26 protein-coding genes are annotated in these 25,613 nt (G+C 69.2%); 11 read left to right on the top strand and 15 right to left on the bottom strand.

The annotated features are described in order from the left end of the window. Positions 1–4: 4 nt before the first annotated feature. A complete protein-coding gene (locus GGQ59_RS04295; protein ID WP_183816131.1) occupies positions 5–178 on the bottom strand; it encodes a hypothetical protein in 174 nt (57 codons plus the stop codon). Between the two features lie 126 nt (positions 179–304). On the opposite strand from GGQ59_RS04295, the gene GGQ59_RS04290 reads away from it, so the two are divergent. After that, positions 305–832, top strand: coding sequence for a hypothetical protein (locus tag GGQ59_RS04290; protein WP_183816129.1), 528 nt, complete (start codon positions 305–307; stop codon positions 830–832). Positions 833–1,745: 913 nt separating this feature from the next. Then, entirely contained in the window at positions 1,746–2,267 is a 522-nt protein-coding gene (locus GGQ59_RS04285; protein ID WP_183816127.1) for a GNAT family N-acetyltransferase, read from the top strand. A gap of 243 nt (positions 2,268–2,510) precedes the next feature. On the opposite strand, the gene GGQ59_RS04280 is transcribed toward GGQ59_RS04285, so the two are convergent. The 3 genes from GGQ59_RS04280 to GGQ59_RS04270 all read right to left on the bottom strand — a co-directional run bounded on the left by GGQ59_RS04280 (position 2,511) and on the right by GGQ59_RS04270 (position 7,319). Then, positions 2,511–4,118, bottom strand: a complete 1,608-nt coding sequence (locus tag GGQ59_RS04280) for a carboxyl transferase domain-containing protein (RefSeq protein ID WP_183816125.1) — start codon at positions 4,116–4,118, stop codon at positions 2,511–2,513. Positions 4,119–4,206: 88 nt separating this feature from the next. Further along, on the bottom strand, positions 4,207–6,282 hold the full coding sequence (locus tag GGQ59_RS04275; RefSeq protein ID WP_183816123.1) for a catalase: 2,076 nt from the start codon (positions 6,280–6,282) through the stop codon (positions 4,207–4,209). A 77-nt stretch (positions 6,283–6,359) separates the two neighbouring features. Continuing rightward, positions 6,360–7,319 carry an extracellular catalytic domain type 1 short-chain-length polyhydroxyalkanoate depolymerase gene (locus GGQ59_RS04270; RefSeq protein WP_183816121.1) on the bottom strand — a complete coding sequence of 320 codons (960 nt, stop codon included), beginning with the start codon at positions 7,317–7,319 and terminating at the stop codon, positions 6,360–6,362. A gap of 167 nt (positions 7,320–7,486) precedes the next feature. Between GGQ59_RS04270 and GGQ59_RS04265 the strand changes: the two genes are divergently transcribed. From GGQ59_RS04265 to GGQ59_RS04255, 3 genes are read left to right on the top strand one after another with little or no spacing between them, the layout of a single operon-like run. Continuing rightward, a complete protein-coding gene (locus tag GGQ59_RS04265; protein WP_183816119.1) occupies positions 7,487–8,659 on the top strand; it encodes an isovaleryl-CoA dehydrogenase in 1,173 nt (390 codons plus the stop codon). Next, a complete protein-coding gene (locus GGQ59_RS04260; protein WP_183816117.1) occupies positions 8,656–9,003 on the top strand; it encodes a DMT family protein in 348 nt (115 codons plus the stop codon). The genes GGQ59_RS04265 and GGQ59_RS04260 overlap by 4 nt, the downstream gene beginning before the upstream one ends. Continuing rightward, complete coding sequence (locus GGQ59_RS04255; RefSeq protein ID WP_183816115.1) at positions 9,000–9,545, top strand: hypothetical protein; 546 nt, start codon at positions 9,000–9,002, stop codon at positions 9,543–9,545. Before GGQ59_RS04260 ends, GGQ59_RS04255 begins: the two co-directional genes overlap by 4 nt. Here the strand turns inward: GGQ59_RS04255 and GGQ59_RS04250 are convergent. The 8 genes from GGQ59_RS04250 to GGQ59_RS04215 form a co-directional block, all read right to left on the bottom strand. After that, a complete protein-coding gene (locus GGQ59_RS04250) occupies positions 9,542–9,940 on the bottom strand; it encodes a hypothetical protein (RefSeq protein ID WP_183816113.1) in 399 nt (132 codons plus the stop codon). The genes GGQ59_RS04255 and GGQ59_RS04250 overlap by 4 nt on opposite strands. Beyond that, positions 9,937–10,389 (bottom strand): Panacea domain-containing protein, encoded by a 453-nt coding sequence (locus GGQ59_RS04245; protein ID WP_183816111.1) that lies wholly within the window; start codon positions 10,387–10,389, stop codon positions 9,937–9,939. The genes GGQ59_RS04250 and GGQ59_RS04245 overlap by 4 nt, the downstream gene beginning before the upstream one ends. 103 nt (positions 10,390–10,492) lie before the next feature. Next, positions 10,493–11,047 (bottom strand): Dps family protein, encoded by a 555-nt coding sequence (locus tag GGQ59_RS04240; RefSeq protein WP_183816109.1) that lies wholly within the window; start codon positions 11,045–11,047, stop codon positions 10,493–10,495. 65 nt (positions 11,048–11,112) lie between these two features. Beyond that, positions 11,113–12,111 (bottom strand): Gfo/Idh/MocA family protein, encoded by a 999-nt coding sequence (locus GGQ59_RS04235; protein WP_183816107.1) that lies wholly within the window; start codon positions 12,109–12,111, stop codon positions 11,113–11,115. A gap of 67 nt (positions 12,112–12,178) precedes the next feature. Next, complete coding sequence (locus GGQ59_RS04230; protein ID WP_183816105.1) at positions 12,179–13,438, bottom strand: dihydrolipoamide acetyltransferase family protein; 1,260 nt, start codon at positions 13,436–13,438, stop codon at positions 12,179–12,181. 76 nt (positions 13,439–13,514) lie between these two features. Further along, on the bottom strand, positions 13,515–14,543 hold the full coding sequence (locus tag GGQ59_RS04225; RefSeq protein ID WP_281373716.1) for an alpha-ketoacid dehydrogenase subunit beta: 1,029 nt from the start codon (positions 14,541–14,543) through the stop codon (positions 13,515–13,517). A 2-nt stretch (positions 14,544–14,545) separates the two neighbouring features. Next, positions 14,546–15,826, bottom strand: coding sequence for a thiamine pyrophosphate-dependent enzyme (locus GGQ59_RS04220; protein WP_183816103.1), 1,281 nt, complete (start codon positions 15,824–15,826; stop codon positions 14,546–14,548). A 221-nt stretch (positions 15,827–16,047) separates the two neighbouring features. After that, on the bottom strand, positions 16,048–16,587 hold the full coding sequence (locus GGQ59_RS04215) for a DUF2141 domain-containing protein (protein ID WP_183816101.1): 540 nt from the start codon (positions 16,585–16,587) through the stop codon (positions 16,048–16,050). A 137-nt stretch (positions 16,588–16,724) separates the two neighbouring features. Here GGQ59_RS04215 and GGQ59_RS04210 point away from each other — a divergent pair, with 137 nt between their 5' ends. The 4 genes from GGQ59_RS04210 to GGQ59_RS04195 all read left to right on the top strand — a co-directional run bounded on the left by GGQ59_RS04210 (position 16,725) and on the right by GGQ59_RS04195 (position 20,093). After that, positions 16,725–17,348: a Rho termination factor N-terminal domain-containing protein gene (locus GGQ59_RS04210; RefSeq protein ID WP_183816099.1), complete on the top strand. Its 624-nt coding sequence runs from the start codon at positions 16,725–16,727 to the stop codon at positions 17,346–17,348. Next, a complete protein-coding gene (locus GGQ59_RS04205) occupies positions 17,345–17,776 on the top strand; it encodes a DUF1810 domain-containing protein (protein ID WP_183816097.1) in 432 nt (143 codons plus the stop codon). Before GGQ59_RS04210 ends, GGQ59_RS04205 begins: the two co-directional genes overlap by 4 nt. Positions 17,777–18,075: 299 nt before the next feature. After that, a complete protein-coding gene (locus tag GGQ59_RS04200) occupies positions 18,076–19,269 on the top strand; it encodes an acetyl-CoA C-acyltransferase (RefSeq protein ID WP_183816095.1) in 1,194 nt (397 codons plus the stop codon). Between the two features lie 239 nt (positions 19,270–19,508). After that, the gene (locus GGQ59_RS04195; protein ID WP_183816093.1) at positions 19,509–20,093 is read left to right on the top strand and encodes a glycosyltransferase family protein; all 585 of its coding nucleotides are present in this window, start codon (positions 19,509–19,511) and stop codon (positions 20,091–20,093) included. Here the strand turns inward: GGQ59_RS04195 and GGQ59_RS04190 are convergent. Continuing rightward, on the bottom strand, positions 20,021–21,205 hold the full coding sequence (locus GGQ59_RS04190) for a glycosyltransferase family 4 protein (RefSeq protein ID WP_183816091.1): 1,185 nt from the start codon (positions 21,203–21,205) through the stop codon (positions 20,021–20,023). The two genes, GGQ59_RS04195 and GGQ59_RS04190, sit on opposite strands and share 73 nt — an antisense overlap. Before the next feature lie 101 nt (positions 21,206–21,306). On the opposite strand from GGQ59_RS04190, the gene GGQ59_RS04185 reads away from it, so the two are divergent. Both GGQ59_RS04185 and GGQ59_RS04180 read left to right on the top strand, forming a co-directional pair. Beyond that, on the top strand, positions 21,307–21,990 hold the full coding sequence (locus GGQ59_RS04185; protein WP_183816089.1) for an SDR family oxidoreductase: 684 nt from the start codon (positions 21,307–21,309) through the stop codon (positions 21,988–21,990). Further along, positions 21,987–22,385, top strand: a complete 399-nt coding sequence (locus GGQ59_RS04180) for a GFA family protein (protein ID WP_183816087.1) — start codon at positions 21,987–21,989, stop codon at positions 22,383–22,385. The genes GGQ59_RS04185 and GGQ59_RS04180 overlap by 4 nt, the downstream gene beginning before the upstream one ends. A 130-nt stretch (positions 22,386–22,515) precedes the next feature. On the opposite strand, the gene GGQ59_RS04175 is transcribed toward GGQ59_RS04180, so the two are convergent. Both GGQ59_RS04175 and GGQ59_RS04170 read right to left on the bottom strand, forming a co-directional pair. Continuing rightward, on the bottom strand, positions 22,516–23,004 hold the full coding sequence (locus GGQ59_RS04175; protein WP_183816085.1) for a hypothetical protein: 489 nt from the start codon (positions 23,002–23,004) through the stop codon (positions 22,516–22,518). A 260-nt stretch (positions 23,005–23,264) separates the two neighbouring features. Beyond that, positions 23,265–25,487: a primosomal protein N' gene (locus tag GGQ59_RS04170; protein ID WP_183816083.1), complete on the bottom strand. Its 2,223-nt coding sequence runs from the start codon at positions 25,485–25,487 to the stop codon at positions 23,265–23,267. Between the last annotated feature and the right edge of the window lie 126 nt (positions 25,488–25,613).

Genomic DNA, 25,613 nt, shown 5'->3' with positions numbered 1-25,613 from the left:
CCCGTCAGTTCAGCGTGTCGGCCTGCGCCAGGGTCGCGACGGGCACCTGATCGGAGACCGCCGGGGCGCCCGTCATCATGGCGAGCGTCGTGCCGACCAACGCCGCGATGGCGCCGACGCAAGCGTAGCAGACGTTCGAGCGGCGGGCCGGGGGCGCCGCGTGGGAATAGTGTGTCATGTCGCCCTCCTTATGTGTCATGGAAGTGTCACAGATAAGCGCAACCGGTGCGCTCTGTCAAGGGAGTGCGCAAAGAATGCGCTCCGGTCGCGGGAACGGGATCGGCGTCCAAATCGTTGATCACTCATGAACATCTTCCACCTCTCCCCCGATCCGCGCGCTGCGGCCCGGCTTCATTGCGACAAGCATGTCGGCAAGATGCTGGTCGAGAACGTCCAGATGCTCTCGACCGCGCTCGTGCTGTCGGGCGGCGAGGCGCCGTGGAAGCCCGCCTTCGCGAACCATCCGATGAACCGATGGGTCCGGCAGAGCGCGGACAACTTCCGCTGGACCTGGGACCTCTCCGACGCCCTCGGCGAGGAGTACGTCCACCGCTTCGGCAAGGCGCACCGCGCCCATGACGCTCTTCGCAGCTTCGACCGCGACGCCCTCGCCCGCCTCATCGGCGAAGGCGAGCGGACCGTTCCGCCCCAGTGCATGGGCGAGGACTTCAAGGTCGAGGGCGATACGATCGCGGCCTATCGCCGTTTCTACGCCGGCGACAAGGCGCGCTTTGCAACGTATACGAAGCGCCCCGTACCCGAATTCATGCTGGATGCGTTCCTGCCGATGACGGAGGAAGAGATCGCGGAGGCGGCCCGGCACGAAGCGTGATCGGAAGCGAGGCAGCCCGAAGCGTCCGTGGTCTCTTTCGTGGCGCTACCGGCGGGCTGACCGCCCGCCTGCTTGAGCGCTGGCTGGCGGCACGGGCGTTTGGCCCCGGGCGCCAGCGGCGCGGGGCCAGCGAGACCGGAAGCGAGGCAGCCCTCATCGTCCGCTTGCGCGGTGGTACGATGGTCCGGGGTGTCCCGCGCGCGGCTCGCCGCAGCGAAGGGTTTGGTTTGGAGGTGCTGCGGCGTGAAGGGTCCCACACCGTAGCCTGACGCGCGGCACGGGACCCTCCACGCCCCTCGGCGCGATCCGCCGGGGCCGTTCTTCAGCTCGCCCGGCGCGTGTCTGGCCCGATACGGCGGGATGCATTCCATCACCCAGGCCGACCGGCACGTGGTCCCGCAGCGGCAGGCAAGGGAGACGTCAGCTGTCCGCCCCGCCCCGGCCCTGCCGCGACGGGGGAAGCATGGCACGGAGCGGAAGGGCGGGGATAAGTCTAGATGTCTACATGATCCGGGCCTGTGATAGGCATAGGACCGGGGTTCGTAACCGAACGCTCGCTGCCGCCAGGACCCTGATCGAGGGGCTATGCTTCTCAGCTGCCGAAGCCGAACCGGTAGCCGACGAGGATAGCGGCCGAACCGAGGCCTCACATCCATTCGAACGGTATTAGGTCTCGCGTCGATGTTGTAAAAGAGACACCCTCGCCAGCAGTATAAGCGCCTCAACGAAGTTCGGCGTCTTCGCCCGAAGGAACGAATAGCGCTGTCGTTTCGATGTCGGGCGGCGGAGACCGGTACCCGCCGCCGGCGCCGTTCCGCCCCGCGCCGGACCGGCTTTTCCAGTCCGGGCGAGCGTCACCGGAAGCGGACCTTCGGACTTGACGGTCGCCCGTTCGATGCCGAACACCTGACGAATGCGAGAACCTGTCATTCGCACCGTCGACCCCAGCGAAGCCGAAGCGCTTGCGACGATGAGCCGGCGGACCTTCATCGCGACGTTCGCGAGCGGGAACACGGCCGAGGACATGACGGCCTATGTCGAGCGGTCCTTCAGCGCCGAGAAGATGCGCAAGGAACTGACAACCCCAGGTTCGACCTTCTACTTCCTCGAGGCAGAGGACGGGCCGGTCGGCTACCTCAAGGTCAATGTCGGCGACGCGCAGACCGAGCAGCTGCCGGGCGACACGCTCGAGATCGAACGCATCTACGTCGAAGCGGACCGGCAGGGCGAAGGGTTCGGCAAGGCGTTGTTGGACTTCGCGCTAGCGGAAGCCAGGCGCGCCGGTCGGGAGGCAGTCTGGCTCGGGGTCTGGGAGAACAACCCGAAGGCCATCGCCTTCTACGAACGCAAGGGGTTCGTCCCGTTCGGTGCCCATGACTTCACCGTCGGCGCCGATGTCCAGACCGACATCCTGATGCGGCTCGAACTTCCCTAGGCCGACGATCGAGCTTCTCGTATCGGCATCAGCGGCGGGATTACTTTCGCCTCCCCTTGATGTCCGGTCTTGCGCCGTCTTGAACCTTCCCGCCTCGGACCGGAACCGCCCGCTCCGTCGCGATGGGGGCACTCCTGACCCATCGTTTCGGTCGGCTTGCGGCCTCTTGCCGCGATCCTGCCTCACGGTCCGGCCGCGACCATGGGCCTGAACCGGCCTTGAGCCGCGCGATCGACAGCGACCTCACATCCTGAAGACGCCGAAGGTCGTCTCTTCGATCTTCGCGTTGAGGCTCGCCTCGAGCGCGAGCGCGACCACGGTCCGCGTGTCCTCGGGCGCGATGATGCCGTCGTCCCAGAGGCGGGCGGTCGAGTAGTAGGGGCTGCCCTCCTCCGCGTACTTCGCCTCGATGGGCGCCTTGAAGGCGGCGCGCTCTTCCTCCGACCACGCCTCTCCCTTCTTCATGCCCATCTCCTTGACGGTGGCGAGGACGTTGGCGGCGGCCTCGCCGCCCATGACCGAGATCCGGGCGTTGGGCCACATGAAAAGGAACCTCGGCCCATAAGCCCTGCCGCACATGCCGTAGTTCCCAGCGCCGTAGGAGCCGCCGACGATGACGGTGATCTTCGGCACCTTCGCGCATGAGACCGCGGTGACGAGCTTCGCGCCGTGCTTGGCGATGCCGCCGTGCTCGGCGCCCTTGCCGACCATGAAGCCCGTGATGTTCTGCAGAAAGAGGATCGGGATGCGGCGCTGGCAGCAAAGCTCGACGAAGTGCGCGCCCTTCATCGCGCTCTCCGAGAAGAGGACGCCGTTATTGCCTAAGATGCCGACGGGCACGCCCTCGATGTGGGCGAAGCCGCAGACGAGGGTGGTGCCGTAGCGGGCCTTGAACTCGGAGAACTCCGAACCGTCCGTGATCCGCGCGATGACCTCGCGGATGTCGAAGGGCTGCTTGAGGTCGTGCACGGGGACGCCGCGAAGCTCCTCCGCCGGGTAGAGCGGCGGGCGGGGCTCGGCCCTGAGGACCTGGTCGCCCCAGCCTTGCCGGTTGAGGCTGCGCGTGACGTCGCGCGCGATGGCGAGGGCGTGGGCGTCGTCTCGGGCCAAGTGGTCCGAGACGCCGGAGATGCGGGTGTGCACGTCACCGCCGCCAAGCTCCTCCGCCGTCACCTCCTCGCCCGTCGCGGCCTTCACCAGCGGCGGCCCCGCGAGGAAGATCGTCCCTTGGCCCTCCACGATGACGGTCTCGTCCGACATGGCGGGCACGTAGGCGCCGCCGGCGGTGCAGGAGCCGTGGACGACCGAGATCTGCGGGATGCCGGCGGCGGACATGTTCGCCTGGTTGTAGAAGATGCGGCCGAAATCGTCCTTGTCCGGAAAGACCTCCGACTGCATCGGCAGGAAGGCGCCGCCCGACTCGACGAGGTAGATGCAGGGCAGGTTGCACGCCGCCGCGATCTCCTGCGCGCGGAGGTGCTTCTTCACGGTGATCGGATGGTAGGAGCCGCCCTTCACGGTGGGGTCGTTCGCCGCGACGAGGCAGAGCTGTCCCGCGACGCGGCCCACGCCCGCGACGATGCCGCCCGCGTGGATGTCCCCTGAGTACATCCCGTAGCCCGCCAGTTGCCCCACCTCCAAGAAGGGCGTGCCGGGGTCGAGCAGCGCCTCGATCCGCTCGCGCGGGAGGAGCTTGCCGCGAGACTTGTGCCGGGCCTGACGCTCTTCTCCGCCGCCGAGCGCCGCGGTGCCGACCCGCTCGCGCAGCTCCGCGACGAGGGCGTCCATCTTGGCGCGGCGTCGCTTGTAGTCCTCGGAGGCGGTGTTCAGTTCGGTTTTGATCGCCGGCACGAAAGGCCTCCCTCGCCCTACGCAGCGAGGGCTCCGCGCCCCGCGGGGCCGGGGCTTGCTCAAGGCTTGCCCCGACCGCGCCCGTTTCTCAACCGTCGAGGTCCACCTTCGGCTCCCGGTCCCAGTGCCTAAGCTTGCCGAGCGTGCCGACGAAGCCGTCCACGCCCCCGTCCAGTTCGAAGCAGCCCTCGTCGAGCGCCTCGGCGACGCCCGCCTTCTTCAGGAGCGGCATGGCCCCGTCCGTATAGGCAAGGAACTTCGCATGGGCGAAGGCGTCGGCGACGAAGTCGCGGCTCGGCGCGTCGTTCATCAGCATCTGGCCGCCCTCCGCGGAGGCGAGGATCGCGACCGCGTCGTAGAGGACCGAAGGGCCGCCATCGACCTTCTGGTCGCCCTCCACCATGCTTCCGTCCGACAGCTCCACGCCGCCGACCATGGGGGCTACGACCTCGACCATGCCGCCCGCCGACGTCACGGCGGATTTGAGCGCCGCGAAGGTGTCCGCGTCGGCGCCGTCCGTCATCAGGACGCCGAGCTTGCGGCCCTTAAACGTGCCCTTGTTCATCTTGACGATGCTGAGGGCGTCCGAAGGCGCAAGGTCGGTGATCGGCGCACGGGCGGGCCTCGCCGGCTCGGGCAGCTCCAGGCGCAGGCCCTTCGCGACCTTCTTGGCCAGCGTCTCGTCGATGTTGAGAAGGTGGCTGACGACCCGCGAGCGGATCTTTCCGTGCTCGACCTTGGAGAGCTCGAAGGTCAGGGCGTCCGCCATGTGCTTCTGCTCAGGGGCCGACTGGCTGACGTAGAACTGCCGTGCCTGGCTGTAGTGGTCGGCGAAGGTCTCGGAGCGGTGGAAGGTCTTGGGGCCCCGCACCTCCTCGGGGTAGTGCTTGTAGCCCCGGTCGGGGTCCTCGCGCGGGCCGCCCGCCTCGGTGCCCCAGGAGTTCGGCTCGTAGTTCGCCCGGCCCATGGGGTTCTTCATCGCCATGTGCCCGTCCTGCTGGAAGGTGTGCACGGGGCAGCGCGGCTGGTTCACCGGGATGCGGGTGAAGTTGGGCCCGCCCAGGCGCTTGAGCTGGGTGTCGAGGTAGGAGAAGTTCCGCCCCTGCAGGAGGGGGTCGTCGGAAAAGCCGATGCCAGGCACCACGTTCTGTGTACAGAAGGCGACCTGCTCGGTCTCGGCGAAGAAGTTGTCGACGTTCTCGTTGAGGGTCATCGTGCCGACGATCCGAACCGGCACGTCCTCCTCGGGGATGAGCTTCGTCGCATCGAGGACGTCGAAGGGGAAGCTGTCCGCGAAGTCCTGATCGAAGAGCTGCACGCCGAGGTCCCATTGCGGGTAGTCGCCCTTCTCGATCGCGTTCCAAAGGTCGCGGCGATGGAAGTCGGGGTCGGCGCCGTTGAGCTTCACCGCCTCGTTCCAGGCGACCGACTGCATCCCCAGCTTCGGCTTCCAGTGGAACTTGACGTAGGTGCTCTTCCCCTCGGCGTCGATGAGGCGGAAGGTGTGGACGCCGAAGCCCTCCATGAAGCGGAAACCCCGCGGGATCGTCCGGTCGGACATGATCCACATGATCATGTGCATCGTCTCGGGGCTGAGCGAGGCGAAGTCCCAGAAGTTGTCGTGCGCCGTCTGCGCCTGCGGGAAGCCGCGGTCGGGCTCGGGCTTCGCCGCGTGGATGAGGTCGGGGAACTTGATCGCGTCCTGGATGAAGAAGACGGGAATGTTGTTCCCGACGAGGTCCCAATTGCCTTCGTCCGTATAGAACTTGACCGCGAAGCCGCGCACGTCGCGGGCGACGTCGGGCGAGCCCTTGTTTCCCGCCACGGTCGAGAAGCGCGTGAAGACGGGCGTCTTCTTGCCCTTCTGGAACAGGCCCGCCGAGGTCACGTCCGACAGGTCGTCCGTCGCCTCGAAGACGCCGCGCGCGCCGTAGCCGCGGGCGTGGACCACGCGCTCGGGGATGCGCTCGTGGTCGAAGTGGAACATCTTCTCACGGAAGTGGAAGTCGTCCATCAGCATCGGCCCCGGGGCGCCGGCCTTCAGGTGATTCTGGTCGTCGGCGACGGGGATGCCCTGCTGGGTGGTCATCGTCTCGTAGCCGTCGCGCGTGGTCTGACGGTTCGCGCCGCTGTCGTCGAGCTTGAGGTCTGGGTCCTGAGCCATGGGGGCACCTTCGTTCCGGGTCTGCGTGGAGCAGGAGCCGAACGAAGGGCCGGGGCCCGGCGTTCCCCTTCCGACTGTTAAACTTCGGACGAAGCGGGGACTTTCGCGCCGCGCGCGGGAAGGCGCAGGAAGAAGCGCATCATGACCTCCGAAGCGTCGGGGCCCGCAGGATCCGTGTAGCTGCCCGAAGGGTCGCCGCCGGACCAGGCGTGACCGAGGCCCTCTACGGTCCAGGACTCGCACAGCGGCGTGCCATGGGCGAGGTGCGTCGTTCGGCGGACGTAGCGGCGGCCGTTCGCCTCCCCCCTCGCCTCCCGGCTGAGGACGAGGCGGGGGCCGCCCGCGGCCTGGCGCGCCAGCGCCTCCGCATTGCGGGGAGAGACGGTCGTGTCCTGATCGCCGTGGAAGATGAGCGTCGGGGTGCGCGGCGTCCCGGGCAGCGCGTCTTTCGGACCGGACCGCATGGCCGCGATCGCGGCGCGCACGCCGACCGCGGCGCCCGAGGGCACGCCCGAGTGCACGAAGAGGCCCGCTGCGAGTTCGGGATAGCTGGCGGCGAGCCGTGCGGCCATCGCGCCGCCGGCGGAGAGGCCCGCGAGGAAGATGCGGCGGGGGTCGGCGCCCTCCTTCGCGGCGACGTCACGGATGAGGCTCGCCAGGAGCGCCGCCTCGCCGCTCGCGCCCTCGCCGCGGAACCAGTTCCAGCAACCCTGAGGGTTCTCGAGCCGGCTCTGTTCCGGGTAGAGGACGAGGACGCCCGCCCGATCCGCGAGGGGGTTCACGCGGGTGCCGCGCGCGAAGTCCTCGGCGTTCTGGGCACAGCCGTGAAGCATGACGAGGAGGGCCGGGCGGCGCGGCAGCGAAGACGGCCTGTAGAGGCGGTAGTCGCGGGCGCCGCCGGCGCCGCGATAGCGGTGGGCAGCCCAACTGCCCTCGCCGCGCCCTTGCCGGCCGAGGAGGCGCGAGAACGGCTCGGTCCATCCGCGCTGAGCCGTACGGAGAACGGACGCCAGGGAAGGCGACAGCGGATCGAACATTCGGCACCGCCTCGCTTGTTGCGCCGCAGCAGAATTCGCCAGTTAGGGCGCCCCTACCCCAGTCGCCAGTTCGATTCGGTTAACGCGCCGCAAGCGTGCCGCCGCGCGTTGCGGCCCCGCGGCCTCTCGCCCTAAGCCGTCCCCAAAACATCGACGGAGGAAGACCCATGAGCACGAACAGCTTCCAAGGCTTACGCTTCGGTCTGCCTGAAGAGGTCGAAGAGGTCAGAAGTCAGGTCCAGCGCTTCGTCGCGGACCGCATCGCGCCGATCGCGGCGAAGGTCGACGAGGAGAACGAGTTCCCGGCGCACCTCTGGGGCGAGATGGGAGAGATGGGCCTCCTCGGCATCACCGCGCCCGAAGAGTATGGCGGCGCGGCCATGGGCTACCTCGCCCACGCGGTCGTCATGGAAGAGATCAGCCGGGGCTCGGCGTCCGTCGGCCTCTCCTACGGCGCGCACTCGAACCTCTGCGTGAACCAGATCAGCCTCAACGGCTCGGAGGAGCAGAAGGCGAAGTACCTGCCCAAGCTGATCTCCGGCGAGCATGTCGGCGCGCTCGCCATGTCCGAGCCCTGGGCGGGATCCGACGTCGTCTCGATGAAGCTTCGCGCCGAGAAGAAGGACGGCGCCTACGTCCTCAACGGCAACAAGATGTGGATCACCAACGGGCCCAACGCCGACACGCTGGTCGTCTACGCCAAGACCGATCCGCAGGCGGGCGCGAAGGGCATCACCGCCTTCCTGATCGAGAAGGGCACGCCCGGCTTCTCCACCGCGCAGAAGCTCGACAAGCTCGGCATGCGGGGGTCGAACACCTGCGAACTCGTCTTCGAGGACTGCGAGGTGCCGGAGGACGCCGTGATGGGCGGCGTCGGCAACGGCGTCCGCGTGCTGATGTCCGGGCTCGACTACGAGAGGGCGGTCCTCGCGGCCGGCCCCCTGGGGATCATGCAGGCCTGCATGGACGTGGTGCTGCCTTACGTGCACGAGCGCGAGCAGTTCGGCACCCCGATCGGCGAGTTCCAGCTCGTCCAGGGCAAGATCGCCGACATGTACTCGACGATGAACGCCTGCAAGGCCTACGTCTACGCGGTGACGGGGGCCTGCGACCGGGGCGAGACGACGCGCCAGGACGCGGCGGGCTGCATCCTCTACGCCGCCGAGAAGGCGACGCAGGTGGCGCTCGACGCGATCCAGCTTCTGGGCGGGAACGGCTACATCAACGAGTACCCGACGGGGCGCCTCCTGCGCGACGCGAAGCTCTACGAGATCGGGGCGGGCACATCGGAGGTCCGCCGTATGCTGATCGGGCGGGAGCTGTTCCGCCTGACCGCATGACCGCAAAAGTCTTGCCCGTCCTGATGCTGATCGGCTCCAACGTCTTCATGACGCTGGCCTGGTACGGGCATCTGAAGTTTCGGGGGGCCCCGCTCCTGCTCGTGATCCTGGCGAGCTGGAGCATCGCGCTCGTCGAGTACTGCCTCGCCGTGCCCGCCAACAGGATCGGCATCGCCGCCTACTCGCCGGCGGAGCTGAAGACGATCCAGGAGGTCGTGACGCTATGCGTCTTCTTGGGCTTCGCCGCGCTGTACCTGAAGCAGCCGATCACGGCGAACCACGTCCTAGGCTTCGCCCTGATCGGGCTCGGCGCCGCCGTCGTCTTTCTGAGGCCGTTCCGATGAACCCTGAGCGTTGGGAGTACCGGGTCTGGGGGGAGGCGGCGCGGGACGCCGAGCTTCGCCTTCAAGGCGAAAAGGAGATCGGGGCGGAGTACCGCACCGACACCTATCTTCTGACAGCGGACGAAGCGGTCCTGCCGAAGATTCGCGCGGACGAGCGGTTCGAGGTCAAACGAAGGCTCGAGGTCCGGGACGGCTTCGAGCGGTGGGTCGCCGAGACCTCCGCCCCCTTCCCTCTCGGCGCCGAGACGGTCGCCGCCCTGCTGCCCGATGCCCCCGCCCACGCGCTGACGGACGCGAAGGCGCTGCGCGCCTACGCGGAGAGCTTGCCGGACCTTCTCGTCCTGTCCGTCCGCAAGCACCGGCGGCGCTTCGCGCTCGGCGATGCGGAGGCGGAGGTCACGGCCGTACAGGCGAGCGACGACGTCCTGCGTACGGTCGGGATCGAAGCGGAGGGCTTCGAAGCGGCCCTCGCCGCAGCCGAGGCGCTCGGCCTGAGCGCGGCGCCGAACCGCGACTACGGCGCGGCGCTGCGGCGCTCTTAAGAGCCGAGGCCCTTTCGTACCTGCGCGATGACGATCGTGCCGATGACGCCGGTGAAGAGGCCGCTCAGCGTGTCGAACTGATCGTCCGACAGCCATTGCTGCCCTTCGGGCAGGATGAGGTGGAGGACGTAGATCACGGCGAGGATCACCACGAGGAGCGTCCCGACGCCGACCGCGAGGAGGCGGACCCAGGCGAGGAAGCTCTTGAACTGCTCGTCCCGCTTGGCGTCGCCGCGCAGCGCCTGGTCCTTCAGCTCCGCCTCGGTCCGGCCTTCGTCGAAGACGTCCTGCTCCCGCCGCGCGGCGTCCGAGGAGTCGCCCGCGACGAGGGCGCCCTCGGTCTGGCGTCCCCTGTCGCCGATCGGGCGCGGGCGAGGCTCTCCCGTCTCGCTCACGCGGCCTGCGAGAGGGCTTCGTAGTAGTCCTGGATGCGGTCGTTCGAGATCACCGAGCCGAAGGCGCCGTCGTGATAGACCTGCGACCAGGGGCTGCCCGGCGCGTGGGTGAGCTTGGAGAGGTCGAAGCCGTCGAGCCGGCCGTAGCGCTCGTAGACGTCCTCGAGCAGCGGCATCTCCTCCTCGCCGAGCTCGTCGCCGACCGGGGCGGGCAGAAGGTCCGTCACCGGCGCGCCCTTATAGGTGCGCAGACGATCGTAGAGGCGGGGGATGACGGGGCCGTACTGCCACGCCTCGACCGGGTCGCGGATGAGGGCGCGGCCCGTCAGGCCGAGCTTCCAGCCATGCGCGATGTAGACGAGCTTCAGAAGCTGCATCGGCGTCAGGGCGTGCCTGTCCTTCCTGGCCAGCTCCAAGAAGCGGTTCGCCACCGTGAGGCTGTCGTGCATGCCATCCACCTTCCGTCCGCCCTCTATCTAGGCCACGTCAAGGGGGATGTGAACAAGTTGCGAACACCGGGGACGGTGGCGCCGCCCCCGGCATTGGTCGCGCCTATTGCTGGAAGGCGCGCAGCATCCAGAGGCGCTTCTCGATCTCGCGCGTGACGTCGATCAGGATGTCCTGGGTGGTGGGATCGTCGCTCGTCGCCTCGATGCGGGCTTCGACCCTCTGCGACACGGTTCCGTACTCCTGCGTCAGAAAGGCGAGGACCTGATGGTCCTGGATCGGGCCGCCCTCCATGACGGGAAGGTTCGCGCCGTCCGCGACCGCGCCGTTGCGGCCGTCCGCCGGCGCGCCGAGCGCGCGCTTGCGCTCGGCCACCGTGTCGATCAGTGGCGAGAGGCCCTGGTAGGTCTCGCCGAGCAGGTCGTGCAGCGAGTAGAAGAGCGGCCCTTCGACGTTCCAGTGCGCCTGGTGGGTGTCGTGCTTGAGCGCGATCAGCTCGTAGAGCGTGTCCTGCAGCGCCTTGTTCGAGGTGTCTCGGACGTCCTCGCCCAAGGGCAGCATCGATGAGGCCTCCTCGTTCTTGTAGACGGAGAGGTCTTGGGCCGCCGCTGGAAGCGCGAGGACGAGGGGTGCGAGGGCGGGAAGTAGGAAGCGTTTCAAACCTGAGTCTCCTGCGTCGTGTCTCTTTCGGACACGACACGAGCAGGACGGGTTCGGACGGTGCGTCAGGCTGCCCCGGCGTTCAGGAGCGCGCCGAGCCCGGCGGACTGGTAGGCCGCATCGAGCGCGCGCTGCTGGTCGAGGATCGCCTGGCCCTCCGTCGGCAGCGGGGCGCCGGAGCGCAAGGCGTCGACGAGGGCGGCGAGCTGGTGGTCGTAGGTCGTGCCCTCCGCGATCGGCGCCGTGCCCGCCTCGCCCTGTGCATGCCAGGAGAGCGCCGCGCCCTGATGCGGGGCGACCGGGTTGACGAAGCCCGCCTGCCCACGCTCGCCCTCGGCGAAGATGGCGGCCATGCGCACGGTCTCGGGGCGCATGTCGCAGTTCAGCTCCGCCTCGCCGCCCGAGGGGAAGACGAGCTCGACCCGCATGGCGTCGTCGACGCCCGAGGGCGCGGTCGTCGCCCGCGCCGTCACCCGCTCCGGCGCCTCGCCGAAGACGGCGATCGCCCAGGCGAGCGCGTAGCAGCCGAGATCGCGCATGGCGCCGCCGCCGAGTTCGGGCCGGTAGCGGATCTCGCCGTCCTTGTCGGGAATGGGCACGGTGAAGACCGAGCGGACCTTCTTCACCGGGCCGATGCGGTCGTCTGCGATCCAGCTCAGATAGGTCTCGAAGGCGGGATGGTAGCGGTGGTGGAACGCCTCGACGACGCGGCGGTCCGACGCCTTCGCCGCGGCGAGCACGCTCTCCGCCTCGGCGAGGTTCATCGCGAAGGGCTTCTCGCAGAGGACGTGCTTTCCCGCCTCGAGCGCGCGGATCGTCATCGGGGCGTGCTCGCTGACCGGCAGGGCGTTGTAGACGAGGTCGACATCGTCCGCCTCGATCAGCGCGTCATAGGTCGTATGCCGCTCGACGCCGTGCGCGGCGGCGAAGGCGCGCGCCTTCTCCTCGTCGCGCGCGGCGACGGCCTTGAGGACGACGTCGTCCCTGTCCATGGCGGGCTTGACCACCGCCTTCGGCGTGATCCGGGCGGCGCCGAGAAGGCCGATGCGAAGAGGTTCGGTCATGGGGCGATCCTTTGGTTCGGGCCGCCCTATCGAAGTTGACGCCGCCCCGCGAGGGGGCGGCGCAGCGTCAGACGAACATCGTCGCGGGCTGCTCCAGGTAGGCTTTGACGGTGCCGACGAAGCTCGCCGCGTCCCAGCCGTCGACGATCCTGTGGTCGAAGCCGCAAGAGAGGTTCATCAGCTTTCTGGGCACGACGCGACCCGCCTCGTCGTAGCGGGGCAGGGTCTGGATCTTGTTGATGCCGATGATCGCGACCTCGGGGTGGTTGATGACCGGCGTCGTGACGATGCCGCCCAGGGCCCCGAGCGAGGTGATGGTGATCGTACTGCCGGAAAGCGCCTCGCGGGTGGCCGAGCCGTCGCGGGCGGCGGCCGAGAGGCGCGCGACTTCGTCCGCGTTCTGCCACAGGTCGTTGGCTTCGGCGTTCCTGACGACGGGGACCATCAAGCCGCCCTCCGTCTGCGTCGCGATGCCGATGTGGAGAGCGGACGACTGGCGCAGGATCCCCGCCTCGTCGTCGTAGCGGGCGTTGACCTGCGGGAAGTCGCGCGCCGCGAGCGCGATGGCGCGCATGAGGTAGGGAAGCAGCGTCAACTTCGGCCTGTCCGTGCCCTTCGCTTGCGTATTCATGTGCGCACGGAGGGCTTCCAGCGCGGTGACGTCCACCTCGTCGACGTAGGTGATGTGCGGAATGCGGCGCTTGGACTCGGCCATGCGCTCGGCGATCTTGCGGCGAAGGCCGCGGATCTGGATTTCGGTGACGCCGTCCGCGGAGGGCGCGGGGGCCGGGGCGGGCTTGCGCGGAGGCGGGGCGGGCCTTGCGGGCGCTTCGGCTCTCACCGAGCCGCCTGCGATGTGGCGGTCGAGGTCCTCGTGGACGACGCGGCCCTTCGGCCCCGTACCCTCGACACCTGCGAGGTCGACGCCGAGGCCCTTCGCCCGCCTACGGACGGTCGGGCTCGCCAGCGCCTTGCCCATGACGGCGGCGACGGCGGGCTCCCTCGCCGTCCCGGCGACCTCCGCTTCGGCGTCCTCCTGCGGCGCCTCATCGAGGGTTGTTCCCTCAGCCGGCTCGCCGGCGGCGCCTGCGACCTCGATCTTGATGATCTCGGTGCCGACGGCGACGATCTCGCCGACCTCGGCGCCGATCCAGACGACCTTTCCCGCGCGGGGGGACGGGATCTCGACCGTCGCCTTGTCGGTCATCACGTCGGCGAGGTTCTGGTCGGGTTCGACCGCGTCGCCGACCGCCACGTGAAGCTCGACGAACTCGGCCTCGGCGACGCCCTCGCCGACGTCAGGGAGCTTGATGGTGTAGGTGGTCATGAACGGAAGCTCTCCCGGAAGCGTATCGAAGGGCCGCGCGGCGACCCGCGGTGTAGGCGGTGGCAGGGGCGGGAGGTCACGCCGACGTGACCTCTCTAAGCGCCCGACCCACCCGGTCCGGCCCCGGCAGGTACGCCCACTCCTGCGCATGCGGATAAGGCGTGTCCCAGCCCGCGACGCGCAGGACAGGGGCTTCGAGGTGGTAGAAGCATCGTTCCTGAACGAGCGCCGCGAGCTCGCCGCCGAAGCCGCCCGTGAGCGTCGCTTCGTGCACGATGACGCAGCGGCCGGTCTTCTTCACGCTCTCCTCGATGGTCTCGAGGTCGAGGGGGATGAGCGACCTGAGGTCGATGACCTCCGCGTCGATGCCCGCCTCCTCGGCCGCCGCCATGCAGATATAGACCATGGTGCCGTAGGCAAGGACGGTGACCGCCTCGCCCGCGCGCCGCACCTCCGCCTTGCCCAAGGGGACCGTGTAGTGACCTTCCGGAATGCGTCCGTCCTCGTGCTTGGACCAGGGAACGAGCGGCTTGTCGTGGTGGCCGTCGAAGGGGCCGTTGTAGAGGCGCTTCGGCTCCAAGAAGATGACGGGGTCGGGGTCCTCGATCGCGGCGAGCAGCATGCCCTTGGCGTCGTAGGGCGTGGACGGAATGACCGTCTTGATGCCTGAGACGTGGGTGAAGATGGCTTCGGGCGACTGGCTGTGTGTCTGTCCGCCGAAGATGCCGCCGCCCGTCGGGGTGCGGATCACGATGGGGCAGGTGAACTGCCCGTTCGAGCGGTAGCGGATGCGCGCCGCTTCCTGCGTGATCTGGTCGTAGGCCGGAAAGATGTAGTCGGCGAACTGGATCTCGACGACGGGTTTCAGGCCGTAGGCGGCCATGCCGATCGCGGTCGCGACGATGCCGGACTCGTTGATCGGCGCGTCGAAGACGCGCGAGGTGCCGTGCTTCTCCTGAAGCCCCGCGGTGACGCGGAAGACGCCGCCGAAGTAGCCGACGTCCTGTCCGTAGACGACGACGTCCTCGTCCTCGCCGAGCGCGACGTCATGCGCGTCGCGCAGCGCCTCGATCATGTTGGCGGTGCGGGTGTTGGCCCCTTGCATCGTCAGAACCCCGCCTTCTTGCGCTGCTCGTCGAGGCGTCCGGGCGGCGTCGCGTAGACGCCTTCGAACATGTAGCCTGCCTTGGCGCCGCGCCCCTCGTGAACGAGGCCGTTCGCCTCCGCCCGCGCCTCGGCGTCGCGCATCTCGGCCTCGGCGGCCTTCTCCATCGCGTCCGCGTCGTCCTCGCTCAGCGTCCCCTCCGCGATGAGGTGCTGGCGCAACCGCTGGATTGGATCGCCGAGCGGCCAGTGGGCCGCCTCGTCCGAGGGGCGGTACTTGGACGGATCGTCCGAGGTCGAGTGCGCGCCCGCGCGATAGGTGACGTGCTCGATCACGGTGGGACCGAAGCCCGCCCTCGCCCGCTCCGCCGCGTAGCGTGAGACCGAGAGGACCGCGAGGAGGTCGTTGCCGTCCACGCGCAGCGCCGGGATGCCGTAGCCGAGGCCCCTGCGCGCGAAGGTCGTCTCGAGCCCGCCCGCGATGCCGCTGAACGAGCTGATCGCCCACTGATTGTTGACGACGTTGAGGATCACCGGCGGCTTGTAGACCGAGGCGAAGACCATGGCGGCGTGCCAGTCGCCCTCCGCCGTCGCGCCGTCGCCGATCCAGGCGGCCGCGACCTCGTCCCCGCCCTTGACCGCGCTCGCCATCGCCCAGCCCACGGCCTGCGGATACTGGGTCGCGAGGTTCCCCGAGACGGTGAAGAAGCCGTACTCCTTGAACGAGTAGAGGATCGGCAGCTGCTTGCCTTGCAGCGGGTCCTCTTCGTTCGAGTAGATCTGGTTCATGCAGACGTAGGGGTCGCATCCGTTCGCAAACAGGATCCCCTGCTGGCGGTAGGTCGGGAAGTGCATGTCGCCTGGCCGCAGCGCGAGCGACTGGCCGACGGCGACCGCCTCTTCGCCCAGGCAGGGGACGTAGAAGCTCGTCTTGCCCTGGCGCTGCGAGCGGACCATGCGCGCGTCGAAGGCGCGGGTGCGGACCATGGCTTCGAGGGCGGCGAGCTTGTCCTCCGCCGCGATCCCTTCGGCCCAGTCGCCATGCGCGCGGCCTTCGTCGTCCAGGACCCGGATCAGGCCGTCCGCGTAAGCGCCCGCGTCGTGCGCCCCGAGGTCCAGGGGCGGGCGGGGCAGCGCGCCCGCCTTTCCGACATCGAGGTGGCTGAAGTCAGGGGCCTGGCCGGGCCGGACCTTGGGCGCGGGCACGCGCAAACGCACGCGCTCCGGTGCGGCGCGCCGTTCTTCCACTTCGTCCTCCCTTGGCGGTCCGTTGTATCCGTCCATCGCCTTCTCCCTTCGGAAGAAACAAGAAGATGGCGCAAGCGGGCCCCCCGGTCACGCAGAGGAACGGGCGAAGTTGCAGCCCCTCTTCGCAGAGCTTGGGGATCAGCCCCCCTTCTCAGAGCAGATAGTTGCGCTGCGCCGCGCTGCGACGCGCCGATCATGCCGCAAAAAGAGAAGGGGCCCCGCAGGGCCCCTTCTCGATTCCATCGAGGCGTTCCGCCTTACATCGTGCCGCCTTGCAGGCTGACGGTGGCGTTGGCGCCCATCTCGCCGACGTCGATCATCGCCGAGTTGAAGTCGGGACGACCGCCGGAGTAGCCCGACAGGCCCCACGGTTCGGTCGGGGTCGGCGTGCCCATGGCGAGTTCGCCATTGCCGTCCGTGTCTTGGAACGCGGCCACGGCGTAGGAGCCGGGCTCGACGTCGTCGAAGTTCACGGTGACCGTGCTGCCCGTCGCGGTGGCGGTCTCGGTGTACTCGCCTTCGTTCTTCAAGAAGCCCTGCGCGGTCTGAAGCGCGACGTAGACCTCGCCGGCATCAGGCTGCACGCCATTGATCGTCACGGTGACGGTCGCGCCTTCTTCCATCGTGCCGTAGGTGGTGCCGCTCGTCGACATGCTGTCGTCCGTGGCCATGGTGTCGCCGCCCATGTCCTCTTCGGTCGTCACGACGGTCGCATCGTCCTCAGTCTCGACTTCGCCGCCGCCGCAGGCCGCGACGCCGAGGGTGAGCAGGGCGATCAGGGGTAGGTGTTTAGTCACAGCTTGTGTCTCCCGAGCTTGGTTCTCGCTGGGTGAACAACGAAAGCGGCGCGCTCGTTCCGCATGCAATGAGCGCTGCCTCGCGGGAACGCTGCGCCGCGGGGCTTCGTTCGGTCCCTTGAGAGACGGAGAACACCATGACCGACGCGAAGCGGACCGACCCTAAGCTCTGGGAAGAGGTGAAGAAAAAGGTCACCGAAGGCGACAAGGGCGGCGAGCCGGGCCAGTGGTCCGCGCGCAAGGCGCAGATGGCCGTCTCCGAGTACAAAAGTCGCGGTGGCGGCTACGACGAGAGCGGCGCGAGCCAGGACGAGACTTCGTTGCACGCGTGGACCGAAGAGGACTGGGGCACGAAGTCCGGCGAGGAGAGCGGCGAGACCGGCGAGCGTTACCTGCCGAAGAAGGTGCGCATGCTCCTCACCGAGGACGAATACGCCCGCTCGACCAGGAAGAAGCGCGGCGGCAACGAGCAGTTCGTGGATCAACCCGACGACGTGCGCGAGAAGGTGAGCCACATCAAGGCGAACGGTCCGACCAAGAAGATGCTCATGGAACGCGCCAGAGAGCTCGAGATCGATGGGCGTTCGGACATGACGAAGGACGACCTCGTCGCGGCGATCGAGCAGGCGACGGACGAGAACGGACGGAAGAAGGGTTCGGGCGGCGAGACCAAGGCGGAACTCTACGAGGACGCGCGGGAAGAAGGGATCGAGGGCCGCTCGAAGATGAGCAAGGACGAGCTGAAGGAGGCGCTGTCATGAGCATTCGCGGCGACGATCCTTACGACCTCGAGCGCTTCGTCGACGCGCAACTGCCCGCCTACGCCCGGGCGCTCGGCGAACTGCGCGGGGGCGAGAAGCAGACCCACTGGATCTGGTACATATTTCCGCAGATCGCCGGCCTCGGATCGAGCCCCACGGCGCAGCGCTTTGCGATCAAGAGCCTGGAAGAGGCCGCCGCCTACCTCGCCCACGACGTGCTCGGCGCGCGTCTGCGCGAGTGCACCGAGGCGGTGCTGGCGCATGAGGGAAGAAGCGCGAACGCGATCTTCGGGCATCCCGACGACCTCAAGTTCAAGAGTTCGATGACGCTGTTCGAGCGGGCGGCGGCCGAACCCGACCTCTACGCCCGGGCGCTCGACACCTTCTATGGCGGCGAGCGGGACGCCGAGACGCTGAAGCGTCTCTGATCGAGGCGCATGCGAAGGTGGACGCTCGTCCGTCCTTACGCCCGGACCCTGCGCCGATCCGCCTTAGCGGGGGCGGGCGTCAGGGCGAAGGTACCGGCGCGAAGAGCCGTGAGTGCCTCGTCATGGTCTTTCCTTAACTCCGTACACCCCTCCCAATGGAACGCCTAGGGGAGCCGTTTCCTCACAGGGCCGGGAGGGTACGCCCTTCTGGGACCGCGCGGCCGTGGGCGGCCTCTGTGGCCGCGCTTTGCGAACCTGCCTGACAAGGCGCAAGAAGGCCGAAAAACGGAGGAAACACGATGCTCCTACCGAGCGAGGATCCGATCGTTCTGGCGTCGATCGCCCGCACGCCGATCGGCGGCTTTCAAGGCGAGCTCGAAGCGCTGAGCGCGCCGCAGCTCGGCGCCAAAGCCATCGCTTCGGCGATCAGGCGGGCCGGCCTGCGCGAGGAGGAGGTCAGCGAGGTGCTGATGGGCTGCGTCCTCTCCGCAGGCCTCGGCCAGGCGCCCGCGCGGCAGGCGGCGCTCGGCGCCGGCCTGCCCGACAGCGTACCTTGCACCACGGTCAACAAGATGTGCGGCTCGGGCATGAAGACGGTGATGCTCGGCGCCCAAGCTCTGTGCGCCGACCCCATGGCGGTGATCGTCGCGGGCGGCATGGAGTCGATGACGAACGCGCCCTACCTCCTGCCCAAGGCGCGCGGCGGCATGCGCCTCGGTCACGGCAAGGTCGTGGACTCGATGTTCTTCGACGGGCTCGAGGACGCCTATGAGGGCGGGCTGATGGGCAACTTCGCGGAAGCTTGCGCGTCCAAGTACGAGTTCTCCCGCGCGGAGCAGGACGAGTACGCGATCGAGAGCCTGAACCGGAGCCTCGCCGCCTCTGACGGTGCGTTTACGGACGAGATCGCGCCCATCTGCGTCGAGACGAAGACCGGGACGGTGAAGGTCTCGAAGGACGAGCAGCCCTTCAAGGCGAAGCCCGAGCGGATCACGCAGCTGAAGCCCGCCTTCAAGCGCGAGGGCGGCACGGTGACGGCGGCGAACGCCTCGTCCATCTCCGACGGCGCGGCGGCGGTCGTCATGATGCGCGCGTCGCGCGCCGAGGCGCTCGGCATCGCCCCCATCGCGCGGTTGACCGCCATGACGAGCCACGCGCAGGCCCCCGCCTGGTTCACGACCGCGCCCGTCGGCGCGCTGAAAGCGCTCATGGAGGAGACCGGCCTCACCAAGCAGAAGATCGACCTGTTCGAGGTCAACGAAGCCTTCGCGGTCGTGCCCATGGCGGCCATGGCGGACCTTCAGATCCCGCACGAGAAGATGAACGTACACGGCGGGGCCTGCGCGCTCGGCCATCCGATCGGGGCTAGCGGCACGCGGATCCTCGTGACGCTGGTCGGCGCCTTGCGGAGGCGGGGCCTGCGGACCGGGGTCGCGGCGATCTGCATCGGCGGGGGCGAGGCGACGGCGGTGTCGTTGGAGCTCGTGTCCTGACCGCGCATACGCGGTGCTTCGTCTGCGGCCGCCGCCCGGCGAAGGTCACGCCCGCCTGGCAGGCTTGCGACTATTGCGATACGCGCTGGCGGCGGCGCGCGGACGGCACCCGCGCCCATGCCGCCTCTTTCCGGCTAGGGACGAGTTCGAAGGACTGGCGCCTGACTTCAAGCACGGCCCGCGCCGTCGCGGCTTCGCGCGGCCCGGGCAGCCCCCTGCCCCCGGTCACCCTCGGTATCATGGCTCGCCAGTGCGACCTCGATGCGGCCATCGCCCTTTGCGAGCGCCTCGTCCCGCCTTTGGCGGAAGCCGTGATCCTGCTCGATGCCGACGAGGTGCCGTCGGTGCGGCTGCCCGAGAAGGTCCGGCTCTACGCAGAGCCCTTCGCAGGCGACTTCGCCGCGCGGCGGAACGCCGTGCAGCGGCTCGCGGCGTCTTCTTGGGTGCTTCAGCTCGACACGGACGAGACGATGCCGCTGTCGAGCGTCGCGCGGCTCGGCACGGTCCTGCGCCACGCGGCGCGGGACGGCGTCACCTCGCTCGGGCTACCGAGGCGAAACTTGGTCGATGGCCGCTTGTCGGACCTCTACCCCGATCCTCAGTACAGGCTGAACCGCCGCTTCGTCCGGTTCGCGGGGGTCGTTCATGAGCGCCCTGCCCTTCTCTCCCGCCCGCGGCACGCCCGCTTGGCGTTGGGCGCCCCGATCGAGCACCATCTGAGCGCGGCGCGCGTGCGGGCCCGCACCGAGGTTTACGGCGCGATGGCGAAGGGCGGCGCGCGCCCGTCCGACGAAGCGGCGCTGCTGACCCCCTTCCGCCCCTGAAGCACGCGCCGGTAGAGCGCCTCGGTCTCCGCGCCGAGGCTCTTCCGCGTGAAGCGCCTCGCAGCGACCGCGCAGGCTTCGCGCGCGGCGTGCATTCTGTCCTCGTCCTCCAGGAGCGACCGGACGGCCGCCGCGAGCGCCCTGCCCTCGCAAGAGGCGGAGAGGACGCCCGTTCCCGCTTCGCCGACGAAGGCGCGGGCCGAAGGGTCCTCGGCGCAGGCGACGAGCGGTCGGTGGGCCTGGATCGCTTCTTGATAGACGAGGCCGAAGCTCTCGTAGCGCGAGGGCGCGAGGACGGCGTGCGCCGCGCGAAGCTCGGCCCGCAGCGCATCCTCCGACAGCTTGCCCAGGGCGACGCAGTTCCGCGGCAGCTCGCCCTCCCCCTGCGCGATGCCGACGAGGCGTAGTTCGTACGCGGCCCCCAGCAGGCCTGCCGCCTCGAGGAGCGCATCGAAGCCCTTCCGCCGGGTCGGCCGCCCGACGAAGAGGAGGCGGTGCGGCGGGCCGTCCGGCGCGGGCGGCGCGGCCGTGACCGCGCCGGGCGGCAGGCTGAGGCCGATGACCGCGTGAAGAGGCCCGGGGGGCGCCACGCCGTACAGCGTCGCCATGGCCGCGCCGTGATGATCCGTGTTCGAGACGAACCCTGCGGAGGCTCGCGCTTGCGCCCGCTCGAGCCCCGCCGCCGCGCGAAGATCGAAGGCGGCCCGCGCGTCGCCCGGCTCGGCCGTGCCCGAGACCGGCGTCGAGCAGCGCGTGACGAGCGGGAGGCCCAGGCGGGGGACGCAGACACCGGGAGCGTACCAGTTCGTGGACTCGACGAGGTCGAAGGGGCCCGACGCCCGCACCGCCTCGGCGAAGGCGATCGGCGCGGCGAGGTGGCCGGTGCCCGCCCGTTCGCGCAGCGCCTTCAGATCGCCGGTCATGTGCCGCCCTGCCCCGAGGACGCGAACGCCGCCCGCCTCTTCGTCGTCCGTGCGGTCGAGCGCGAGGACGGTGACGTCGTGCCCGCGCGCGGCCAGGCTCTCCGCGACCTCCCGGGCCGCCATTGCGAGGCCGCTCTTCGCCGGCGGGTAGTCCCAGGCGAGGAGCGCGGTGCGGAGGGGGGACGTCATGCGATCTTCCAAGGCGGCGAGTCGGCAAGCTAGGCCGACTGGATTTGCGAACCAGCCCGGCGCAGGAGTGTCCCCCTCCGAGCGACACGAAGGAGGCTTTCATGCCCACCGCCCTCATCACCGGCGCCAATCGAGGCATCGGGCTCGAGCTTACCCGCGCCTATGCGGCCGAAGGGTACAAGGTCCATGCATGCTGCCGCACGCCGAGCCAGGCGAACGAGCTTCGCGACGTCGAAGGCGACGTGACGATCCACGCGCTCGAGGTCACCGATCACGGCGCCGTCGACGCGCTCGCCACCGAGATCAAAGAGCCGATCGACGTGCTGATCGCGAATGCCGGGGTCTACGGTCCGGGCTCGGAGGCGCAGACCTTCGGCTCCCTCGACTACGGCGCGTTGCGCGACACGCTGGAGACGAACCTCCTGGGCACGGTGAAGACCTGCGAGGCCTTCCTGCCGCAGGTCGCGCAGTCGGGGGAGAAGAAGATGGCCGCGATCACCTCGAAGATGGGCTCGATTGCGGACGCTTCGGGCGGTTCGGTCATCTACCGGACGTCCAAAGCCGCGCTGAACATGGCGATGGCCGTCGCGGCGCCCGAAGCCAAGCGCCAAGGCGTCGCCGTCGCGGTCCTCCATCCCGGCTGGGTCCAGACCGACATGGGCGGCCCCAACGGCAACATCGACGCGAAGACGAGCGCTGCGGGCCTCAAGGAGCGCATCGCCGGGCTCAAGCCCGCCGACAAGGCGCCCTTCCTCGCCTATGACGGCCAGGAGATCCCCTGGTGAGTAAGGCTGGCGGCTGCCTCTGCGGCGACGTCCGCTTCCGGATCGAAGGCGAGACCGGCCGCGTGACGGCCTGTCACTGCACGCAGTGCCAGCGCTGGTCGGGGACCTACTGGTCCTCGGTCAGCGTGCCCCAAGATGCTTTGGTGATCGAGCACGGCGCGGAAAGCCTCGCCTGGTACCCCTCCTCCGAGCGCGCCGAGCGCGGCTTCTGCGTCATCTGCGGCGCGAGCCTCTTCTGGCGGCAGATCGACGAGGCCGCGCCCCACGTCGCGGTGGCGATCGGCGCGCTCGACCAGCCGACCGGCCTCTCCGTGGACCTGCACATCTTTACGGCCGACAAGGGCGATGCCTACCAGATCGGCGGGGACGCGCCGCGGGCGGCGGGGGATGGCTAGGGTTCGGCTACCCCCTTGTCACCACAAACCGTCGAGGCTTCCCACGTCGTGGAAGGCAGCGACCTTAATCCCTTATAAGGGACGCTTCCTCGCTAGACCGGTTCGATCGATCCCCTCAGCTAGAAGCCGTCTAGAAGCTCCAGCGAAGGTCTCGACCGAGTTCGAGCCCCGCGACGCGGGCCATGACGCCCAGCCATCGCTTGACCTGATCCTTCGAGTTGTTGGTGTTCACCCACCACTCGCCGTCTAGCGGCGCGGCGTGCTTCTCAGCGAGGTGCGCCTTGTCGAAGAGGTCGATCTTCGAACGCGCGACGAGGCCCCGCGTCCGCCCCCTCTCCCCCTGCAACCGGTCTAGGAAGTCCGGGTCCCTGTCGGCGAGCCTGCGCAGCGTTCCGATGAGGAGCGCTTTGAGGTTGGGGTAGCTGCGAGCGTCCCCTAATACGTCGACCGCGTAGACCCCCGTACGCCGGGCTGCGAGAGCCTCATCGCGCTTCGCGGCGAAGTCGGGCGGCGCCTCGCTTCGGCCCGACAGCGCGGACAGCCGGTCAGTCGCTGGGTCGAAGACGTGCGTGGGATGCCCTGGAGACCGTCCAACGAGGAGGCGGTCGCTCTCTATCATCAAAGCCGGATCCTCGAAGCCAGCCGCTTCGAGTCGGCGAGCAAGCTCCCCTAGCCGGACGTACGCTACGCTGAACCGTGGCACTCCACCTTCCCTTATAAGGCGCGAATTCATCATGGCTGCCTAGCTGTTTGCAGTCAATCTTTCCCTTATAAGGAAGTTCAGGCGGCCTGTCGCTGTTGGTTCCTTCTCCTTCGCGCCTAGCTCGCGGCTGACCCGTGTTGCGCTGACAGTTCGCCAAGGACTGAATGCCGCGAACCTCAGCTGAAGTTGTAAGGGTCCACGTCCACCGTGCACCGCACGCTACTCGGCAGCTTCACCCGCGACAGCCACGCGCCGAGCACGTTCTGCACGCTGACGCGGCGCGCCGTCTTGACGAGGAAGCGGACGCGGTAGGTGCCTCGCAGGCGATAGAGCGGCGCGGGCGCCGGGCCCCAGACCTCGACGCCGTCGGCGTGCGGGACGGCCTGCACCAAGGTCTGTGCCGTCTCCATCAGCTTGGCCTCGTTCTCGCCGGAGAGGACGAGGGCCGCGAGGCGGCCGTAGGGGGGGAAGCCCAGGCTTCGCCGCCCGTCGAGCTCCGCCGCGAGGAAGCCGTCGCGGTCCTGGCCCGCGAGCGCGCGGATGACCGGGTGCTCGGGCTGGTAGGACTGCAGCATGACCGAGCCCGGCTTCTCCGCCCGGCCGGCGCGCCCCGAGACCTGGGAGAGCACCTGATAGGTCCGCTCCGCCGCGCGCAGGTCGCCGCCTGCGAGTCCGAGGTCCGCGTCGACCGCCGCGACGAGGGTGAGGCCGGGGAAGTTGTGCCCCTTCGCGGCGGCTTGCGTCGCGACGAGGATGTCGATCTCGCCGGCTGTCATCCGTTCAAGGAGCGACCGCGCCGCGCCTGCGTGCTGGACCGTGTCTGAGCTGAAGATCTCGACCCGTGCGTCCGGCCAGCGCTCTTGCGCCTCCTCCGCCACGCGCTCGACGCCAGGGCCACAGGGCGAGAGGCTGTCATGCGCCCCGCAATGGGGGCACGCCTCGGGCTTCGGCATGGAGAAGCCCGTGTGGTGGCAGACGAGGCGGTTCGTGTACCGATGCTCGACGAGCCAGGTGTCGCTGTCGGGCGCGCACATGCGCTCCCCGCACTTTCGGCACAGGACCACCGGCGCGTAGCCGCGGCGGTTGAGGTAGAGCATGACCTGCTCGCCGCGGCGCAGGACCTCCGTCGTGCGCTCGACGATGGGCGGGGAGAGCCAGCGCTGCTTGTCGGGCGGGCTGGCACGCATGTCGACGACTTGCGTGTCGGGCAGCTCGGCGGGGCCGAAGCGGGAAGGAAGCTCGACGCGGCCGTACCGGCCCTCCTCCACGTTGGCGAGGGTCTCGAGGCTCGGCGTCGCGGACGCGAGGACCACGGGGAAGCCTTGCCGCGCGCCCCGCGCCACGGCCATGTCGCGCGCGTGGTAGAGGACGCCGTCATGCTGCTTGTAGGCGGCCTCGTGCTCCTCGTCGACGACGATCAGCTTGAGGTTCGTGTAAGGAAGGAAGAGCGCGGAGCGCGCGCCGACGACGAGCCGCGCGCCGCCGTCCGCGACCCGCTTCCACACCCGCCGCCGCGCGGCCGACGTCATGCCGGAGTGCCAGGCGGCGGCGGGCGCGCCGAAGCGCGCTTCGATGCGTTCGAGAAAGGGCAGGGTGAGCGCGATCTCGGGCAGGAGGACGAGAACCTGCGCGCCCTCGTCCGCGCGCAGCGCTTCGGCGACGGCCTCAAGGTAGACCTCGGTCTTGCCCGACCCCGTCACCCCGTCGAGCAGCGTCGCGGAGAAACCACTCGCGCGGACCTTCTGAGACAACGCCCGCACCGCCGCCGCCTGGTCGTCCGACAGCGCACGGCCTGGAAGGTCGGGGTCCGGCGGATCGAAGGCCGGGTCGGGATCGAGTTCGACGACCCTGAGCGCGCCGGCCTGCGCGAGGCCGCGCACCACCGCCTCCGTCACGCCCGCGCGCTTCGCGAGCTGCGCCGCCGTCATCGGACGGCCGGGACGGGCGGCCTTGAGGACCGCGCGCCGCTTCTCGGTGAGCTTCAGTTCCAGGGGCGGGCTCTCCGCCGGCACGAAGGCCGACTTGCCCCGCGCCTTCTCGAGCGCGCTGCCCGACCGCATGACGAGGCGCAGGACGACGCCGCGCGGCGAGACGCAGTAGGCCGCGACCCAGTCGACGAAGTCGCGCACGTCCGCGCTCAAGGGCGGGGCGTCCAGGACGCCGACGACCTCCTTCAACTTCGCGTCCGGCACGCTGCCATCGGCCTCGTCGCCCCAGGCGACGCCGATCACCTTGCGCGGCCCCAAGGGCACCACGACGAAGTCGCCGGGGCCGACGATCATGCCGTCGGGCACGGCGTAGTCGTAGCCATTCCCCGCCGGCAGGGGCAGCAGGACCTTGACCCGAACCTTCGGCTCGGGCGCACCGGCGATGTCGAGAAAGGCCTGCGCGGCGGGCATGGAGACGCTCCTTACCCCGTTCCCACTTCGTTCCTAGAGGGCGGGGCCGGACCTGCCAAGCCGCCTCTCGCGACGCGGCGCGCACGGCCCGCGTGCAGGAGGCCCGGCGAGTTCAGCCAGCGGGGG

It is taken from the genome of Parvularcula dongshanensis (assembly GCF_014199615.1).
Classification (GTDB): domain Bacteria; phylum Pseudomonadota; class Alphaproteobacteria; order Caulobacterales; family Parvularculaceae; genus Parvularcula; species Parvularcula dongshanensis.
This window is presented reverse-complemented; position numbering and strand designations above follow the sequence as displayed.

Bases quoted from the DNA above. Each gene is read 5' to 3' on its own strand.
- GGQ59_RS04245 (WP_183816111.1), bottom strand. From the start codon at position 10,389: ATGCACGACAGCCTCACGGTGGCGAACCGCTTCTTGGAGCTGGCCAGG.
- GGQ59_RS04235 (WP_183816107.1), bottom strand. From the start codon at position 12,111: ATGACCGAACCTCTTCGCATCGGCCTTCTCGGCGCCGCCCGGATCACG.
- GGQ59_RS04170 (WP_183816083.1), bottom strand. From the start codon at position 25,487: ATGCCCGCCGCGCAGGCCTTTCTCGACATCGCCGGTGCGCCCGAGCCG.
- GGQ59_RS04260 (WP_183816117.1), top strand. From the start codon at position 8,656: ATGACCGCAAAAGTCTTGCCCGTCCTGATGCTGATCGGCTCCAACGTC.
- GGQ59_RS04185 (WP_183816089.1), top strand. From the start codon at position 21,307: ATGCCCACCGCCCTCATCACCGGCGCCAATCGAGGCATCGGGCTCGAG.
- GGQ59_RS04290 (WP_183816129.1), top strand. From the start codon at position 305: ATGAACATCTTCCACCTCTCCCCCGATCCGCGCGCTGCGGCCCGGCTT.
- GGQ59_RS04255 (WP_183816115.1), top strand. From the start codon at position 9,000: ATGAACCCTGAGCGTTGGGAGTACCGGGTCTGGGGGGAGGCGGCGCGG.
- GGQ59_RS04210 (WP_183816099.1), top strand. From the start codon at position 16,725: ATGACCGACGCGAAGCGGACCGACCCTAAGCTCTGGGAAGAGGTGAAG.
- GGQ59_RS04230 (WP_183816105.1), bottom strand. From the start codon at position 13,438: ATGACCACCTACACCATCAAGCTCCCTGACGTCGGCGAGGGCGTCGCC.
- GGQ59_RS04205 (WP_183816097.1), top strand. From the start codon at position 17,345: ATGAGCATTCGCGGCGACGATCCTTACGACCTCGAGCGCTTCGTCGAC.
- GGQ59_RS04265 (WP_183816119.1), top strand. From the start codon at position 7,487: ATGAGCACGAACAGCTTCCAAGGCTTACGCTTCGGTCTGCCTGAAGAG.
- GGQ59_RS04190 (WP_183816091.1), bottom strand. From the start codon at position 21,205: ATGACGTCCCCCCTCCGCACCGCGCTCCTCGCCTGGGACTACCCGCCG.
- GGQ59_RS04195 (WP_183816093.1), top strand. From the start codon at position 19,509: ATGGCTCGCCAGTGCGACCTCGATGCGGCCATCGCCCTTTGCGAGCGC.
- GGQ59_RS04295 (WP_183816131.1), bottom strand. From the start codon at position 178: ATGACACACTATTCCCACGCGGCGCCCCCGGCCCGCCGCTCGAACGTC.
- GGQ59_RS04175 (WP_183816085.1), bottom strand. From the start codon at position 23,004: ATGATAGAGAGCGACCGCCTCCTCGTTGGACGGTCTCCAGGGCATCCC.
- GGQ59_RS04200 (WP_183816095.1), top strand. From the start codon at position 18,076: ATGCTCCTACCGAGCGAGGATCCGATCGTTCTGGCGTCGATCGCCCGC.
- GGQ59_RS04225 (WP_281373716.1), bottom strand. From the start codon at position 14,543: ATGCAAGGGGCCAACACCCGCACCGCCAACATGATCGAGGCGCTGCGC.
- GGQ59_RS04285 (WP_183816127.1), top strand. From the start codon at position 1,746: ATGCGAGAACCTGTCATTCGCACCGTCGACCCCAGCGAAGCCGAAGCG.
- GGQ59_RS04275 (WP_183816123.1), bottom strand. From the start codon at position 6,282: ATGGCTCAGGACCCAGACCTCAAGCTCGACGACAGCGGCGCGAACCGT.
- GGQ59_RS04270 (WP_183816121.1), bottom strand. From the start codon at position 7,319: ATGTTCGATCCGCTGTCGCCTTCCCTGGCGTCCGTTCTCCGTACGGCT.
- GGQ59_RS04220 (WP_183816103.1), bottom strand. From the start codon at position 15,826: ATGGACGGATACAACGGACCGCCAAGGGAGGACGAAGTGGAAGAACGG.